We start from the raw sequence: 16,319 nt of genomic DNA, 5'->3' as shown, positions 1-16,319 counted from the left end.
AATAATAATGTATAATTACATTATTAATTAAATTGAAAGGTAAGTATGTTTGAAATTTTAGCAACTAAAAACGATGAGGGAAGAACTTTATACAAGCTATTAGAAAAGTATTTAACCAATATCTCTAAATCAAGATTAGAAAAAATCTTTAGAAAAAAAGACGTTAAATTAAATGGCAAAAGAACTAATGATAAATCAATTAAAATTGTAGAAGATGATAGGGTTGTGATTTATGGGATTTTTGAACCACAAAAAGAAGAGGAAATAATTCGTGTTAAACACAATTTAAATGTAATTTATGAAGATGAAAATATTTTATTAATAGATAAAGAAGGTGGTGTTGTTGTGCACGGAGAAGATAATTCTCTTGATAATCAAGTTCTTTCTTATCTAAAATTTAAAAAAGAAGATAGTTTTAAACCTAGCCATGTAGGTAGACTTGATAAAGAGACTAGTGGCCTTATTTTATATGCAAAGAACTATAAAACATTAGTAGAAATAAATAATGCAAATGATAGCTTTATCAAAAAGTATCTTTTTAAGAGTGATATATCATTATCCGAAGAAAAATTACATATAAAAGTTTATATTTCTAAAGATGTTGAAAACAAAAGAATGAAAGCTTATTCAAAAGAAGTTATTAATTCAAAACTTGCAGAAACAATATTTTACTTAGAAGGAAATGATAAGATAGCAGAAATAAAGACAGGAAGAAAACACCAAATTAGAGCTACTTTAAAATTCTTGCAAAAACCAATTTATGGTGATAGAAAATATTCAGGTAAAAAGGATAATAGACTAATGTTGCATTCATTTTACTTACAATTAAATGGATTAAAGGGTGATTTAAAATATCTTAATAAGAAAGAGTTTTGAACTAAAAAACCTAAGTGATAGAGAGGTATAATGAAAAATATTGATAAAAATAAATTAGTTGAAATTGTGAATTCATTAATGTTTAATCCAACTGAGGAGGTTCTTCAAAATATTTTGAGTAATTGAAAAGATCTTCAAGATAGTCTAGAGTATTTTAATTATGTTGACCTATCAGAGTTAAAACCATTAACCCATATAAACGAAGATTATAATATAGATTTTTTTAGAGAAGACATTGTGGATTCGTCTTATTCAATAGATAAAGAAACAATTTTAGAAAACGCTAAAGAAAAAGATTCTGACTATGTAATTTTAACAAAGGTGGTTAAATAATGAGGAAAATAAAGAATTTTGGTAATTTTGAAAATGCAATAAAGATGCTTAAAAGCGACAAAAATAATTCTGTAGCACTATTATTAGATAATTTAGAAATACAAGAAAATCCTAGTCACCCTTTAAATAAAACCATTGCTACTATAAAAGACAATTACGCAATGAAGAATTTAGAAACAAAGGGTTCAAGTAAAATATTAGAAACGTTTAATCCTGGATATGATGCTCATATAGTGGAAAAATTAAAAAAAGCTGGAGTTAATATTGTGGGTAAAGTTCATATGGATGAATTGGCTCTTGGAGGAACGGGAGCACATAGTGCGTATGGACTTATTAAAAATCCTTTTGATAATTCTAGGTACGTAGGTGGGTCATCATCAGGTTCGGCTTCTACATTAACAGAGGATATCACTTTTTCTATTGGTAGCGATACAGGGGATAGTGTAAGATTACCTGCTTCATTTATTGGCAAAGTCGGGTTTAAACCATCATATGGAGCAATTAGTAGATATGGCTTATTTGCTTACGCTTCTTCGTTGGATACAGTTGCATATTTTGCTCATAATGTTAATGATATTATAATCATTTCAGAGTCTCTATATGGTAAAGATAATAGAGATATGACATCAATTGATGTAGATATTAAAAATACTAAAAAAATAAAGCCAACAAAAATTATTGCTTTCGATTTTGAAAATGATTTATCTGATTATTTTACAAATTCTTATAAAAACTTATTAAAGAAATTACAAGATCAAAATATTGAAATTGAATTAATTAAACCTGATAGAAAAATTTTGAGATTAATACAACCTGTTTATAGGATAATTTCATTTTCAGAAGCAAGCTCTAACCTTTCGAATCTAAATGGTATCGCTTTTGGTTCTAGAAGTAATGGCGATTCATGAGATCAAATTATAAAAAACACAAGATCAGAAAAATTTGGGAAAATGGTACAGGAAAGACTATCATTAGGAAGTTACTTTTTATACGAAGAGAATCAACAAGAAATTTTTATAAAAGCACAAAAAGCTAGAAGATTAATCAAAAATTATTATGAGGAATTATTGAACAAAGCTGACATAATTCTTTACCCAGCAACACACGGCATAGCACCTAAATTTTCTGATAATTCAAAACATGGCGTGTTAGATTATATTTTAACTGGTTCAAATCTTATTGGTAGCCCTTCAATCACAATTCCTTTAGACAAAAAAGAAAGTCTTTCATATAGTATTGCGCTTGATTCTAAAATATATAGTGATAAAAAACTTTTAGGAATTGCGGAGTATATAGAAGAAGTTATCAAAGGAGGTAATAGTGAATAATTTTGAAGTTGTAATAGGTATTGAAATTCATGTTGAATTAAAAACAAAAACAAAGATGTTTTCTTCATCAGAAATTGACTATTCTGCAGAGCCGAATACAAAGGCGAACCAAATAGATTTAGCTTATCCTGGCACATTACCTCTATTGAATAAACAAGCTGTAAAATATGGTGTATCTTTAGCAAAAGCTCTTAAAATGGAAATTGATGATGAGTTACACTTTGATAGAAAGAATTATTTCTATCCAGATTTACCTAAAGGGTTTCAAATAACACAATTTTATAGACCTATTGGAAAAAATGGTGAAATAGACATCAAGGTTAATGATGAAGTTAAAAAAATAAAAATAGAAAGAATACATCTCGAAGAAGATACAGCAAGACAACATCATGATGGTGATATTACAAAATTAGACTACAATAGAGCGGGTATCCCTTTGATTGAAATCGTTACATATCCAGTGATAAGAAGTGCAAAAGAAGCTTCAGCATATGTTGATATGATTAAGAAAACAGTTCAAAGTCTTGAAATTTCGGAAGGTAAATTAGAACAAGGGACACTAAGAGCTGATATTAATATTTCATTAAGACCAGTTGGATTCGAAGGGTTTGGAACAAAGGTAGAGATTAAAAATCTTAATTCCCTTTCAAATATTGAGAAGGCTATAGAAAATGAAATAAAAATCCAAGCAGAAAAAATATTAACAGGTGTTGAGATTCTTCAGGAAACAAAAAGGTTTGATGATCAAAAGAACCAAAACGTAACAATGCGTGTAAAAACCGGAACCGTTGATTATAAGTACTTTCCGGAACCAAATATACCATTTATTAAATTATCAAGAGAATTCATTGATTCAGTAAAAATTTCTGAGATGCCATTAGAAAAAGAAGAAAGGTATAATAAAGAAGGAATTCAAAATATTTATATTCAAAGTTTGATAGATGATATAGAGTTATCAAAATTTTTCGATAGCATTGAATATAGAGATAAAGATAAGTTGTCAAAAATCTTTTTTGCAGAAGTTGTTTCATTAGCTAATTTAAAAGGAACTAAAGCATATAATTTAAACATTTCACCTAAATACATTAGTGAGTCAATTTCGTTGATGGATGAAGGAATTATTTCAGGTAAGTCACTCAAAAAAATGATTCCTCTTTTAGTTGGTTTTAATGGCGAAATCAAGAATTTACTTAAAGAACATAATTTAGAACAAATTTCCAATCCAGAATTAATAACTAATTACATTAACAAGATAATAAACGAGAATGATTCGTTAGTAAGTGAATATAATGAAAGACCAGACAAAGTAATAAAATTTGTCCTAGGAGCCTTAATGAAAGAAACTGGCGGGCAAGTTAATCCTATATTATCAAACGATATTGTTTTAAGGGTATTGAATGATAAATTTAAACATTAAAAAAAACAACTACAAAAAGCTTCTTAAATTAAAATATAAAAAGTCACATTTGAGATCTTTTTATTCAAACATTATTTACCCAGATAAATTTGTTTTTATTAATAAAATTTATGAAAACATAATGAAGGGAATTATTTCATTTTTTGCTTCATTTCTAATTTTTGCAAGAAGCCAAAATGATAAAACTAAAAGAAATAAAGTTGTTCATCAAGTATACAGTAGTTATGATTCAAAAGAATTTAATTTCATTTGACTTTCAACTATATTTTATATATTAATATCATTTGTGCCAGTAATTTATATTGTTAGTTTTTTAAACTTAACAATAAATGATTCAATACCTTCATTTGTTTCTTATGTAAATCCTTTAGTTAAAACTAAGTTTCCTAATTCAACTGAAAATATTTTTCAGAGTTTATTTAATGCACTAGTGTTTGAAAGATTTATTCCTGGTGGTAATTCATATTTTATAACAGAAGCAAAACAAGAATTAGGGACATTGGGCAAAATTTATGCACTAATTCCGGGTTCATTTATAGCTATTCCTTCACTATATATTTCTAGTGGCGGGTACGGAAAATTAATATCTGCATATAATTATATTTTTTCGCATAACAAAATAGGTTCTTATTGAGGGAATAAAATAAAGGGATTAGGAATAGTTATAACAGTTTCTATTCTCCTTTGAGTTTTTAGTACCGTAAATATTTTTGCTCAAACAAGCTTATGAAATACTTACGGTGAGAATAATAAATGGTTATCAGATTTGCTTTATTTATTATTTGCTTTCTTATTTTTATTTTTCTTATTTTTAATTCTTTTTAAGATTACACCTTCATTCAAGATGAAATTTAAAGACTCATTTAGAGGTTCATTAATTTCTACTTTACCAACATTTATATTAGTTGTTATTTATACATATTTATATAAATTAATTTCTTATGATAAATTTGGCTCAGCAGTGGGATTTTTCTTTTCTGTCGGCTTCTTTATTAACTGATATATTTACTTTATGTTTTTGGGAATTATTTTTAATAATGCTTATTATAAAAATTATGTTAGCTCAAGAACAATACCTAAAAAAGTTTATGCATTTTTATAGATGTTTATTAACATCTATTTTTTTTATTTTTATTACACTTATTAAATAATCTTATTATTATTTTGTGAAAAAGGGTTTTTGAAAATTTATTTTTAGCGTTTTATTTATTGCCATTGTTTCTAGTACTATTTTTATAATTCAACAATATAACGTTAATAACCTTGTACAAAGTGATAAAAACATAAAGAATGAGATATATGTATATTATGTTTCAGGGGCAGTTAAGCACAACGGAATATATAAATCATTGAAACAATTAACTTATAGAGAATTATTTTTTAATGTAAAAATAAATGAATTAGCAGATATATCTAGGTTTAGGTTAAATAATTTTGTACCTAATAATGAAAAAATATATGTACCCTATGCAAACTTTAAGTTAAAATGGATAAATTTTGAAAATATAAAACAACTTGAACCCCTTAAATTATCAAATAAGATTTCAAATTCTCTTTTAAGCTTGAGAAAAGAAAGGTTTTCTATAACATGAAGTGAAATAGAACGTTTACCCGGAATTGGTCCGAAAACCTTGGAAAAATTGAAGAACTTTTTAGACCTGAAATAATTAATTTTTTAACATTTTTTCTTGTATCGTTTACTATTTTGTTTTTGATAACAAGCAATCATATTTGAACAATACCTATAGTATTTTTGATTGTACTTACTTTATTAATATCTTTAAAGAATTTTTTTCGAACACTTTTTTATATACTTATATTAATTTTTTTATTTATGATTAAAAATTATATTTATAATCAAATACTATTGCTTAATCACAATACTTATTGAGTTTTAGAAATAAATGATAAAGGGTATACAATCATAAATAGTTTTAATATAAAATTTTTTTTAATTAACAATAATAATATTGAAAAACTAAAGATATTTGAAAAAATAAACCTAGAAGGAATAATAAGAAATAATGTATTTACTGAAATTACTAAATTAAGGATAATGAATAATTGAGATCCAAGATATTATATTTTTAACCTTATGATTAATTGGGATAAAATATATAAAAATTTTATTTTTCCCATTTTATATGGGGTTAATATAAATTATGAAAATCATATTTTTAAGAATGCAAGTAATTCCGGAATTATACATTTATTAATTATTAGTGGACTACACTTCCAAATTTTATTTTTATTCTTGCAAAAAGTATTTAAAAGGAAACTTATTTGAATAACTTATTCAATATTATTCTTATATTGATTGATGTGTTTTAAGACAGTCTCAGTTAATAGGGCTTTTATTACTGTTTTCGTTAAGTTTATATTAAGTAAGTGAGTAAAAGATCAAAAAACCCAATTTTTGTTTATATTTGGCTTTACTATATTAATAACAGGCAACTTAGATATTTTTAAGCCTGGATATTGATTGAGCTTTGTTTTATATCTAATTGTTTCTTCTTCTGATAATAATGTAAATTGAAAAAGTATTTTTACTAATTATTTTGTTTTTTGGTGCATTTCAACAAGTATCCAACTTTTTTGAAAAAATGAAATATATATTATTTCTTGGTTTATATCTATTTTTGTTACACCATTATTTGAGTTTTTATTCTTAATGGCAAATATATTTGTGATTTTTCCTCCAATATTAAAATTTCTTTATTTAACTTGTGAATTTATACTTACTATAATTTCTAATAATAGCATTGTTATTTATAATATTTGATGAATACAAGTCTTTTTTTCCTTAATAAGTGTATTATTGTTTTTTGCACATTTTTTAAAGAAAAATAGAAAATAAACTATAATTCGATTATGAAATTTATTTATGGCCCTGAAAAATTTTTCATTAACAAAAACATAAACAAAATTAAGAACCAATTTCCAGATGAGTCTATAGTTATTTTTGAATCAAATTCTGATTTAAATGAAATAATCGAGTCTATCTCAACAAAATCGCTTTTTGATCAAAAAAAACTAATAATTTTGAACAATATTGAGATATTAAACTCTTCTAAATTAACTAAAAAAGAAGAAAGTATAATAAAAAAATTAATTTATGTATTATCAAATGAAAAAGATAATGAAATCGTATTTGTTAATGAAACTAATAAGTTATCAAGCAATTTGCTTATAGATTTTCTTATAAATAACTTTGTTAATATAGAGTGCAAAAAAATGGAAAAGAAAGACTTGATAAATCAATTAACCATTTTGGTTCAAGAAAAAAATGTTAAGTTCTCATACACTAATATCAATGTATTTTTAGAAAAAATGCCAAATGATTTGCAAATAATAATGAATGAATTCAATAATTTAGTAAGCAATTATAATGAGATTACTTTCGAAATTATAGAAGATATCATTTCTAAGTACGCTAAAAACGATGTGTTTTCTTTTTTGGCCTCTATCGAGACTTACGATTTAAAACACATCTATTCTAAATATCTAGAAAGGGTATCTGAGGGTGATGATCCGCTTATTTTAATAGGGCAATTAGGTTCAATTTTTAACGATTGTATAGCCTATTATTATATGTCTAAATTAGGTATGAATAATGTTGAAATAAGTAAAAAACTAAAACAACCTGATTGAAAAGTAAAAAAAATAAGTGGAATACTAAGGAATTTAAGCTTTTCAAAAATCAAAAAAATAACAAAAGAACTTGCGAAAATAGATATCCAAACAAAAACCACAGGAGTAGAATCTAATGAATTATTTGAAATGTTTCTTATCAAAAACTTTTAGACCTTATGAAAATACTTATATATTTTTTATTAATAATTCTTTAATGGAAAATTTTTCTACAAATGATTTTTATTTATTTTTAGATAAAATATATAATTATTTGAAAATTCTTGAAAATCAATCTATTAAATTTCAAGTTGTTTTACCAGATTCGTTTTATTCTTTTATGAATGAAACAGATGAATTTATTGCAAAAATAAATAAAAATAAAAAGACACTAACAGAATTTTTGGGCAAATTAAGAGAATTTAAATTTGTTGAAATTTTTCAAACAATAAATTTTAAAAATTTAAGTTATTTAGCATATGAAATATCAAAAAAAATAAATGCCACTGAGGAAGAAGATTATTCCGAAGAAACAATTAATATTGATTTTAATAAAATGGTTTTTACAAAAAAGGTTATTATTGAAGAAAGAATAAAAGAAAAAGAAACTATAGTTTATAAAGATATGGTTATAGTTTCTTCATTTTTTATTGAAAAATATAATATTTCAGGAGTCGTTTTTGAGGGAATTGATGAATTCATTTTTAGCTTGCCAAAAAAAGAAATCCTTTCAAACATAAAATTACTTAACAATATATTTAACGTTTTTAAATCAGAAAATAAAATTAAGATATATGGCAAAATTGGTAATAATTTTAAAAATAAATTACTTCAAAATATAAATTTTTTAGACCATACAATTATTGATTTTGAATTCAAAAAAACATTTTTAAAAAATTTATTATCAATCTCTGCAGATGATAAATGTGTCGCTAATATTGATTTTTTAAAATATATTAATATGGCAAATGATGAACATATTTTTGTGTTTGAGCAATGTAAAACCTTGATTAACGAATCAATTCTAAATAAAAATATAATAGGAATTAATTTTATACCTGATTCTTACTTTGGCAAATTAAAAGAGAATGGTGTATTATATGAATTTAAATTCTTAGAAGAATTAAATAAGACCATAATAAATTCGATTATCAATAAGAATTTATTTTTAAAAATACCTCTAGCGAATTTGGTAAAGACTAGTTATTCTTTTAAAAAAATGTTTAAAGGAATATTAATTAAAAATATTTGAATAGACCATGTATTATATACTCAAGAAATAAATTTCTGTGGAAAAATATTTAGAACAAAAGAAACTACTTTGTTACCTTTTTCCCAGTTGTTAAAAGAAAAGAAATAGTTTCTATTTCTTTTCTTTTAATAATATAGAGAGATAAGTTCTTTTGATCCTATTTCTTGTATACCTTTTACTAACGCACGAATCAATAAATTCTGAGTAACTTTTGTGTTCAATATTTTTTTTAAATAAGTTTTCTATGCCTTCTTCAACTAATTTATATTTTTTAATTTTCATTAGCGAACTTTTTCTAATAAACCTTTGAAATTTTTCATAAGTTTCATCTATTTTTTTGATTTTCTTAATTTTCATTGGGGAAAAATCAGAAATATCTTCACCATTTTCTATCATTTGTCTTAATTTAGTGGCAGATGCAAAGTTTTGGTTTGTAATATCAGAATGAAACCCAACAGTCCTTTTTATGCATATTGGTTTGATATTGAAGTTATTATTAACAATACTTTTAACATATTCTATGCCTAATATATCATTTGGGGTTGTTATAGAAAAATTTGTCAACTCACTTACAGCAAGATTTGAAGCTTTTGGAAAACTGTTTCCACCTTTTTTTAAAAATTTCTTAACTAAAGAGTCATATTGGTCTTTTTTGTGTTTTAAAATATAAGCAATTTTTAAAAAAACTGTTATATCATCTGTTTCTGAACCAAAAACTAAATAATCAACTCTTCTTTTATTCAATAATTTTACTGCTTCATTGGCGAAAATGTGTGCAGCTTGCGTTGATATATTTGACCTTAACTTTACAAAAGAATCAACTCCATATTTTTTAGCTATTCTTTTTCTTTTGTTTCAACTGGCGCAAATATATTCACCTCTTTGCGAAAACTTATGACTCATGGCCACATATATTTTTGAATTAGGAAACTTATTCTTGATAAAGTTTAATTGATGAATATGTCCATTATGGAATGGATTATATTCTACAACTATTCCTATTTTTATTTTTTTTTCTTTATTTTTCATTAAAAATATTATAAAATAATTAAACAAGTTTCATTAGATAAAAATTAATATAAAAAGTTTAAAAATGTTATACCAAAAAAATGATTTTATATTATAATTGTTTATGCTAATAAAGAATAAATTTTTTAAAGCTTAAAAAGACCACAAGGAGGTAACACCATGGCTATTGTTCCAAAACGGAAAACATCTAAACAACGTAAACACAAAAGACAAACTCACAGTGCTTTAGAAACACCTAATTTAGTAAAATGTTCAAATTGTTCAAATATGATCGAACAACACGTTACATGTAAGTTTTGTGGTTTTTATAAAGGCGCAAAAGTTAAAAACTATGTTGCTTTAAATGATCGTATTAGAAATAATTAATTTTTAATACATATTAATATATAGACAGAAATTTTCTGTCTTTTTTTTATTTTTTGTTCACAACCAGTTAATATTATATTTTAATATTGGAGGGAAAAATGATTTTATATAAAATTGGAGAAATTGTTTATAAAAACAAAACAAATATTATTTTTGAAAATAAAGGAGATGGATACATAGTTAATGTACCAGATATAAAGAGGTTTGAAGTAGGAATGAAATGTAAAATATATCTATATGAACAAAATACTGAGTTCTATAAAAATACTTATGGATTTAAAGAATTTAAAGAAAGGCTTTTGTTTACAGACTTAATTACCGTCGAAAAAGTTGGCCCTAAAATAGCTATGATTATTTTAGACCAGGGGTGAGAAAAAATAGCAAAGCTAATTATTACCGAAAATTGAAAAGAATTATCTAAAATTAACTTTGTTTCTGAGAAAACAGCAAAATATATTTGTGTAGAGTTAAAAAATAAATGAAGTAAGTTGATGGAAATAGATGTGAAAAAAGAAGATTTAAAAATAAGTAAACTTAATGACTTAACTCAAACCTTAAGTTCTTTAGGTTTCAAGAAGAACCAAATCGATTATGCTTTAGAAAATATTAAGGAGAACAATGATTTTGATAAAATGATTGAAGAAAGTATCACTTTAATTGCAAACAATAAAAATGAAACAACAATTAGAACTTAGGCCTAAAAGTTTTGATGATTTTGTAGGACAAAAAAACTTAATTAAAACTTTACAAGCTTTAATAAAAAGTTCCAAACTTCAACATAAAGTTTTACCACATATTCTATTTTATGGGAGCCCTGGAATGGGTAAAACGACCTTAGTTTCCCTTATAGGAAACGAAGTAAAATGTCAGATTCATTTTATACAGGGTGCTAATATCGAAAAGAAAAGTGACTTAATCAATGTTTTATCTGTTATAAATGAAGGAGATATCGTTTTCATTGATGAAATACATAGTATAAACAAAAATGTTATAGAGTTTTTATATAGCGCAATGGAAGATTTTGTTTTTGATTTAATTATAGGAGTTGAAGGAAATTCGAGACCAATGCGTATGAAAATAAAAAAATTCACCTTAGTAGGGGCTACAACAAAAATAAATGAAATAACACAACCACTGAAAGATAGGTTTGGTTACATTGGAAGACTAGTAAATTATGAAAAAGAAGAAGTTTGTAAAATTATAAAAATATCTGCAAAAAAACTGAATATAGATATAAATAATGATAATGTAGATAGAATAGCGAGTTACTCTAGGAAAACACCCAGAATTGCTAACAACCTTTTGCAAAGGGTTAATGACTTTGCCTTATCATTAAACAACGGAGAGATAAATTCTAAAATCATTAATAAAACTTTTAAATATTTAGGTCTATATGAATTTGGTTTAACTAAGGATCATATAGAATACTTAGAAATTTTGAAAGAAAACTTTTACGAAAAATACGCTTCTTTATTGACCATTTCCGGCCTTATAAAAACCGATAAAGAAAATATAATTTTAGAAATCGAACCAATATTGCTTTTTTATAATTTGATAGAAAAAAATTCGAGAGGAAGAAGAATTACAACTAAAGGTATTGATTATATATTGAGACAAAAAATTTAATTTAAAATAAGGACTAAAAGCAATTTAAAAAATAGGATTTTTGTGGTATATTTTATATATGAAATTATTAAGTAAAATTTTCAAGTTAACTTCATGAAAAAGACTTATAATTAGCGCTTTGATTCTTATAGCAGCAATATTGTCAATTGCTTTTGGAAGTGTTTTTTATTTAGGCAAAAATATAAATAACTCAAACAATTATTCCGGCGGAACAAAGATCGTTATTGGGATAAAGTCAAATAAAAAAATTGACTCACCAGAGACTCTAAAAATTTCTAAATCTTTAAGCGAAAGATTAAAAGAAAGTTCTGGTATTTCAGGAATAACAGCGGAGCCATATTCTAGTGATAAAATTATAATCACAAAAAGTGGTCATTTAAACGATAAAGATTTAGAAAGTCTTATAAATGAAGTGGTTATTAAACCTAGCTTCATAGCTACCACAACTAGTTTGAAGCCTTTATTTTCGAACAGAAAATTTAATGATAATAGCAATTTAGACTATGATAATTTATATTTAAATACAATTCCTTTTAAAGAAGAGGGTGCTGAATACATTGAAAGAAACGGGTTTAATAGTATTAAAATTTCATTAAATGGTATCGAAGGCGAAACAGAATATTCTAAGGCTACAGAATATTTATTAAATAATTCAGAGTCTAAAGAAATACTTTTTTGATTAGATTTAAAAGAATTGCGTGATAAAGCCATTTCAGACTATCCGAATGATTGAGATCAAGCAAATAAAGACTTATGAAATTTTGTACATGTAGGAAACACCGTATATACAACTAAACAAGATGGACAAAAAGTAGAAAATGCTTTTAAAGAAAAAGAATTAAATATAGAGTCTAGATACTTAGTATTTAGATCTACAATAAATTATGTTCACAACGGACCTGAAGTATATATTAATAGTAATAACTTAACCAATTCTCAAGCAAGGGCACTTGTTGAAAAAATTAACTTCTCATTAAGTGATTATGATTTGCAAGTTTTATCAACTAAAAAAGAATATGTTAATGAGAATAAAGCATTTTTATATGCTATGATTGCTACTTTATCTGTATTCGTTATTCTTTCTATTATTCAAATTGTTAACTATGGTATTTTAGGTGCGGTTACTTCTATTTCGATTGCTTTATATATATTATTAACATTAATTATTTTTACTGCTGTAAGAGGAGAATATTCACCGGCAACAATAACAGCAATCCTTTTAGGTATGTTGATTCAATTTGATAGTTCTGTAATTTGGTTTGAAAAATTTAAAGAAAGATATTTAAACGGTGATTCTATCAAAAAGTCATTTATCAATACTTTAAGATATAATTCCGTTAGAATTATTGATAGTAGCTTTGTAATTTTCATTTCTATGTTAATTATGTTTTATTTAGGTGGTAATGAAATCAAAAACTTCGCCTCTTTATCTGTATTTTGAGTTATCATTTCTCTTTTTGGTTCGCTATTATTTTTAAAATGAATAACAACATCTTTAGCTACGTGATCTAAATTAGTGAATAGAGAGAAATTATTTGGAATAAATAACTATGATAAGAGGTTTTTTACATCATTTATTCAAAAAGAATTAAATTATCTAAAATACTCAAAAGTAATTAATATTTTATTTATTTGTTTAATAATTATTTCCGTAATTGTATTTTCAATATTTGCAGGAATAAATAAAGACTTTTCATCCGGAATTAATACATCTAAAGATTTTAAGAATTATTATGTTATTAATGTTTATTCAAGCGATAATAATGCTTTTCTTTTTGATGATTTAAAAACACAAAAATTCATGAATTATGTATCGCTTCAAAGTTCGTTAAATAATCAATTTAATCATATTTATGCTTATTCGATAAATGAGTTTAAGAATATTAAAGGGGTTACATTTGAAGTTAATTCAATAAACGAAAATATTCTAAATGAGTTGACTAAATTATCTAACGAATTTAGCAATGGCATTTTACAAATTGAAAATTATGAAATTATAAATTCTTCTAGCATTTATTCACTTAAATGAATGATGATTGCAATTTCATCTTCTCTTTTGGTAATAATAATATATTACTTTATTAGATTTGGACTTTCTTTTGCTTTATCTTTTTTGATTATTTTTGTTATTGAATCGTTAATTATTTTTATTATTTTGGTCCTTACCAGAATTGAAATAAATAATTTTATCTTCTTAGTTATAGCTTCTATATTCCTTTGATCAGTAAATGAAAAAATGATTATATTTAGTGAAATTAAAGAAAATATTAAATTTAAGTATCATAAACAAATTCTTGATAAAGAAGAAATTATAAATATTGCAAATATTTCTATTTCCAGAAAACTTAAAAGAACAATTATTTCATTTATTTCTTTAGTAATTTTTGGAATTGGAGCAATAATAGTATCTACGAATATTAACTTATTAAATTCTATATTATTAATTATTACATTACCTGTTCTATTAATTTTTTCATCTTATATAATGATTAATATTTGAACAAAAATATATTCACTGAGTGAAAAAAGAAAACAAAAAAGAATTAATAACGGATACTGAAAGATTAATAAAATCGAAGAACAAACCTTTAATGGAATTAATGATTATATTTAAAACAAAAAATAGAACCCGCTATTAAAGCTATTGGGTTCTATTTTTTGTTAAATGATTCAAATATTTCATTAACCTCTTCTTGAGTGATTTCAAACTCTTGATACCCTTTAGCAATATAGGAAGAAGAGATTTGATCTATTCAAATTTTGTATAAACCTTCGTTTACTTGTGTAAGTTTAATTTTAAATTCACTATGTTCGTTGTGTTTATTTATAAAATCCTCTAATGAAACTTTGAGAATTCCGGACCCCTTCCCTGTTATGAAGTCTATTTCATGAATTTTATTACTTTCAAGATCAAATAAGTGTTTTTGGATAGTTATTATAGCATCCTTAGATTCTAGTCCATGTAAATCTACTATTATTTTCATTCTTTAATAATAATACCTGCGTTACGCATTATCTTTAAAGCAAATTCGTGAAATTCATCACCATTATGTTCCGGAGAATCAAAAGTGTTTACACCATTTTCGTATACTACAACATTTTTGTCTAAATGAAATTTATTTAATCATGTCCTTAGTGATAAAGCAAATTGCATAACGCAAATATCAGTACAACAACCCACTAGCACAAATTCATCAAATTTTCTTAGTAAGCTTTTCTTGACTTCATGAAATCCATTTGTTGTATTTTTTTTAATTATATTGGACTCATTTTTTAAAACAAAAGGCTTTAATTCATCAACAACTTCTGATTCTTCAGTATTAGAGATGCAGTGAATTGGGTATTGTTGCATCTCTATATCATTTTCTGAATGCGAGTCACAAATAAAATAAATATTTTCTTTTTGATTATTAAGGATATCCTTAACAACAGGTATAACTGAATTAATCCTTTTATCTGATAAATCGCCCTTAACTGTAAACCCTTTTATTAAATCTATAACAAAAACAACTTTATTCATTAATACCTTTCTGACAAACATCACAGAACGAAGTTCCTCTTCCATTTTCTGTAAAGTCTAACTTAACTTTTTGTATAATCCCTGTGTTGCAAACTAAGCATTTCTGACCGCTTCTTCCATATACTAAAAGATTGTTTTGAAATTTTCCTGATATCCCATTAACAGAGCTGTAACTGTTAACGGTACTACCACCAAGCAATATACTTTTGTCCATTATTTTTTGAGCATGGTCAAGAACTTCTGATAGTTTTTTAAATGATACATCTTTTGCTTTAGTCATTGGATAAATTCTGGCAGCAAATAAAGATTCGTCGGCATAAATATTTCCAATACCTAACACCAATGATTGATCTAGTAAGATTTTTTTTATGCTAATACTCTTATTTTTTATTTTGTTGTATAACTCTTCTTTGTCTAGTTCACCGGGCAATTTTGCTAACTTTTTAATTTCGAAAATAGTTCTATTATCACTTTTTTCAATAATTTCTAAAGATCCAAACATTCTAGAATCATTATAAACCATAACTATATCGTTATCTAGCGAAAAATAAACGCAATCATGTTTATAAGCATATAGGTTAGGATCTTTCGCATCTCTCATAAAGTATTTTCCTGACATCCTTAAATGAGAAATCATTCTAGACCCATCACTAAAATTAAACACTAAAAATTTCCCGAAATTCTCGACATTTATTATTTTTTTATCTTTTAAAAATACAGTAAATCCTTTCACATCTGTATTTTTTATCAGTTTTTCAACTTTAACTTCAACTTTAGTTATTCTTTTCATTTGTACAAACGTATTTAAGGACCTTTGTACAACAGTTACTTCTGGATATTCTGGCATAATTAATAATAATTATATTATTTTTAATTTATTTAAAAAAATAAATCTTTTATATATGTGAAAAACATGAAAATACATTTAAAAAAAAATATTAG

At 24.7% G+C, this 16,319-nt stretch carries 16 protein-coding genes; 12 read left to right on the top strand and 4 right to left on the bottom strand.

Annotated elements, in window-relative coordinates; all coding sequences use genetic code 4:
• Nucleotides 1–45 precede the first annotated feature (45 nt).
• From AXW82_RS01735 to AXW82_RS01695, 8 genes are all read left to right on the top strand, one after another.
• Nucleotides 46–897, top strand: a complete 852-nt coding sequence (locus AXW82_RS01735; RefSeq protein WP_004794589.1) for a pseudouridine synthase — start codon at nt 46–48, stop codon at nt 895–897.
• A 9-nt stretch (nt 898–906) separates the two neighbouring features.
• Nucleotides 907–1,209, top strand: coding sequence for an Asp-tRNA(Asn)/Glu-tRNA(Gln) amidotransferase subunit GatC (locus AXW82_RS01730; RefSeq protein ID WP_004794592.1), 303 nt, complete (start codon nt 907–909; stop codon nt 1,207–1,209).
• Nucleotides 1,209–2,537 carry an amidase family protein gene (locus tag AXW82_RS01725; protein WP_004794593.1) on the top strand — a complete coding sequence of 443 codons (1,329 nt, stop codon included), beginning with the start codon at nt 1,209–1,211 and terminating at the stop codon, nt 2,535–2,537. The genes AXW82_RS01730 and AXW82_RS01725 overlap by 1 nt, the downstream gene beginning before the upstream one ends.
• Nucleotides 2,530–3,954, top strand: a complete 1,425-nt coding sequence (gene gatB, locus AXW82_RS01720) for an Asp-tRNA(Asn)/Glu-tRNA(Gln) amidotransferase subunit GatB (protein WP_004794595.1) — start codon at nt 2,530–2,532, stop codon at nt 3,952–3,954. The genes AXW82_RS01725 and gatB overlap by 8 nt, the downstream gene beginning before the upstream one ends.
• The gene (locus AXW82_RS01715) at nt 3,935–5,056 is read left to right on the top strand and encodes a YhjD/YihY/BrkB family envelope integrity protein (protein ID WP_004794597.1); all 1,122 of its coding nucleotides are present in this window, start codon (nt 3,935–3,937) and stop codon (nt 5,054–5,056) included. Before gatB ends, AXW82_RS01715 begins: the two co-directional genes overlap by 20 nt.
• A gap of 64 nt (nt 5,057–5,120) precedes the next feature.
• A complete protein-coding gene (locus AXW82_RS01710) occupies nt 5,121–5,621 on the top strand; it encodes an MAG0490 family ComEA-like DNA-binding protein (protein ID WP_004794598.1) in 501 nt (166 codons plus the stop codon).
• Nucleotides 5,622–6,825: 1,204 nt separating this feature from the next.
• Nucleotides 6,826–7,758 carry a DNA polymerase III subunit delta gene (gene holA / locus AXW82_RS01700; RefSeq protein ID WP_004794601.1) on the top strand — a complete coding sequence of 311 codons (933 nt, stop codon included), beginning with the start codon at nt 6,826–6,828 and terminating at the stop codon, nt 7,756–7,758.
• Nucleotides 7,759–7,801: 43 nt separating this feature from the next.
• Nucleotides 7,802–8,944 (top strand): hypothetical protein, encoded by a 1,143-nt coding sequence (locus tag AXW82_RS01695; protein ID WP_223212171.1) that lies wholly within the window; start codon nt 7,802–7,804, stop codon nt 8,942–8,944.
• Between the two features lie 3 nt (nt 8,945–8,947).
• Here the strand turns inward: AXW82_RS01695 and AXW82_RS01690 are convergent, their stop codons facing one another.
• On the bottom strand, nt 8,948–9,865 hold the full coding sequence (locus AXW82_RS01690) for a nucleotidyltransferase (protein WP_004794605.1): 918 nt from the start codon (nt 9,863–9,865) through the stop codon (nt 8,948–8,950).
• 159 nt (nt 9,866–10,024) lie between these two features.
• On the opposite strand from AXW82_RS01690, the gene rpmF reads away from it, so the two are divergent.
• The 4 genes from rpmF to secDF all read left to right on the top strand — a co-directional run bounded on the left by rpmF (nt 10,025) and on the right by secDF (nt 14,471).
• Nucleotides 10,025–10,231 (top strand): 50S ribosomal protein L32, encoded by a 207-nt coding sequence (gene rpmF, locus AXW82_RS01685; protein ID WP_004794606.1) that lies wholly within the window; start codon nt 10,025–10,027, stop codon nt 10,229–10,231.
• Between the two features lie 98 nt (nt 10,232–10,329).
• Nucleotides 10,330–10,926, top strand: a complete 597-nt coding sequence (gene ruvA / locus AXW82_RS01680; protein ID WP_004794607.1) for a Holliday junction branch migration protein RuvA — start codon at nt 10,330–10,332, stop codon at nt 10,924–10,926.
• Nucleotides 10,889–11,857: a Holliday junction branch migration DNA helicase RuvB gene (ruvB, locus tag AXW82_RS01675; RefSeq protein ID WP_004794609.1), complete on the top strand. Its 969-nt coding sequence runs from the start codon at nt 10,889–10,891 to the stop codon at nt 11,855–11,857. Before ruvA ends, ruvB begins: the two co-directional genes overlap by 38 nt.
• A 58-nt stretch (nt 11,858–11,915) precedes the next feature.
• A complete protein-coding gene (gene secDF, locus AXW82_RS01670) occupies nt 11,916–14,471 on the top strand; it encodes a protein translocase subunit SecDF (protein WP_004794610.1) in 2,556 nt (851 codons plus the stop codon).
• A gap of 37 nt (nt 14,472–14,508) precedes the next feature.
• Here secDF and AXW82_RS01665 read toward each other — a convergent pair whose 3' ends face one another.
• From AXW82_RS01665 to mutM, 3 genes are read right to left on the bottom strand one after another with little or no spacing between them, the layout of a single operon-like run.
• Complete coding sequence (locus AXW82_RS01665) at nt 14,509–14,841, bottom strand: Smr/MutS family protein (RefSeq protein WP_004794611.1); 333 nt, start codon at nt 14,839–14,841, stop codon at nt 14,509–14,511.
• A complete protein-coding gene (locus AXW82_RS01660; RefSeq protein WP_004794613.1) occupies nt 14,832–15,377 on the bottom strand; it encodes an isochorismatase family cysteine hydrolase in 546 nt (181 codons plus the stop codon). Before AXW82_RS01660 ends, AXW82_RS01665 begins: the two co-directional genes overlap by 10 nt.
• On the bottom strand, nt 15,370–16,224 hold the full coding sequence (gene mutM, locus AXW82_RS01655) for a bifunctional DNA-formamidopyrimidine glycosylase/DNA-(apurinic or apyrimidinic site) lyase (RefSeq protein WP_004794614.1): 855 nt from the start codon (nt 16,222–16,224) through the stop codon (nt 15,370–15,372). The genes AXW82_RS01660 and mutM overlap by 8 nt, the downstream gene beginning before the upstream one ends.
• Nucleotides 16,225–16,319 lie beyond the last annotated feature (95 nt).

Origin of the sequence: Mycoplasmopsis canis PG 14 (genome assembly GCF_001553195.1) — a bacterium.
Classification (GTDB): Bacteria; Bacillota_I; Bacilli_A; order Mycoplasmatales; family Metamycoplasmataceae; genus Mycoplasmopsis; species Mycoplasmopsis canis.
Note: the sequence above shows the minus strand (reverse complement) of the source record. Positions and strands in the feature narration are given on the sequence as shown.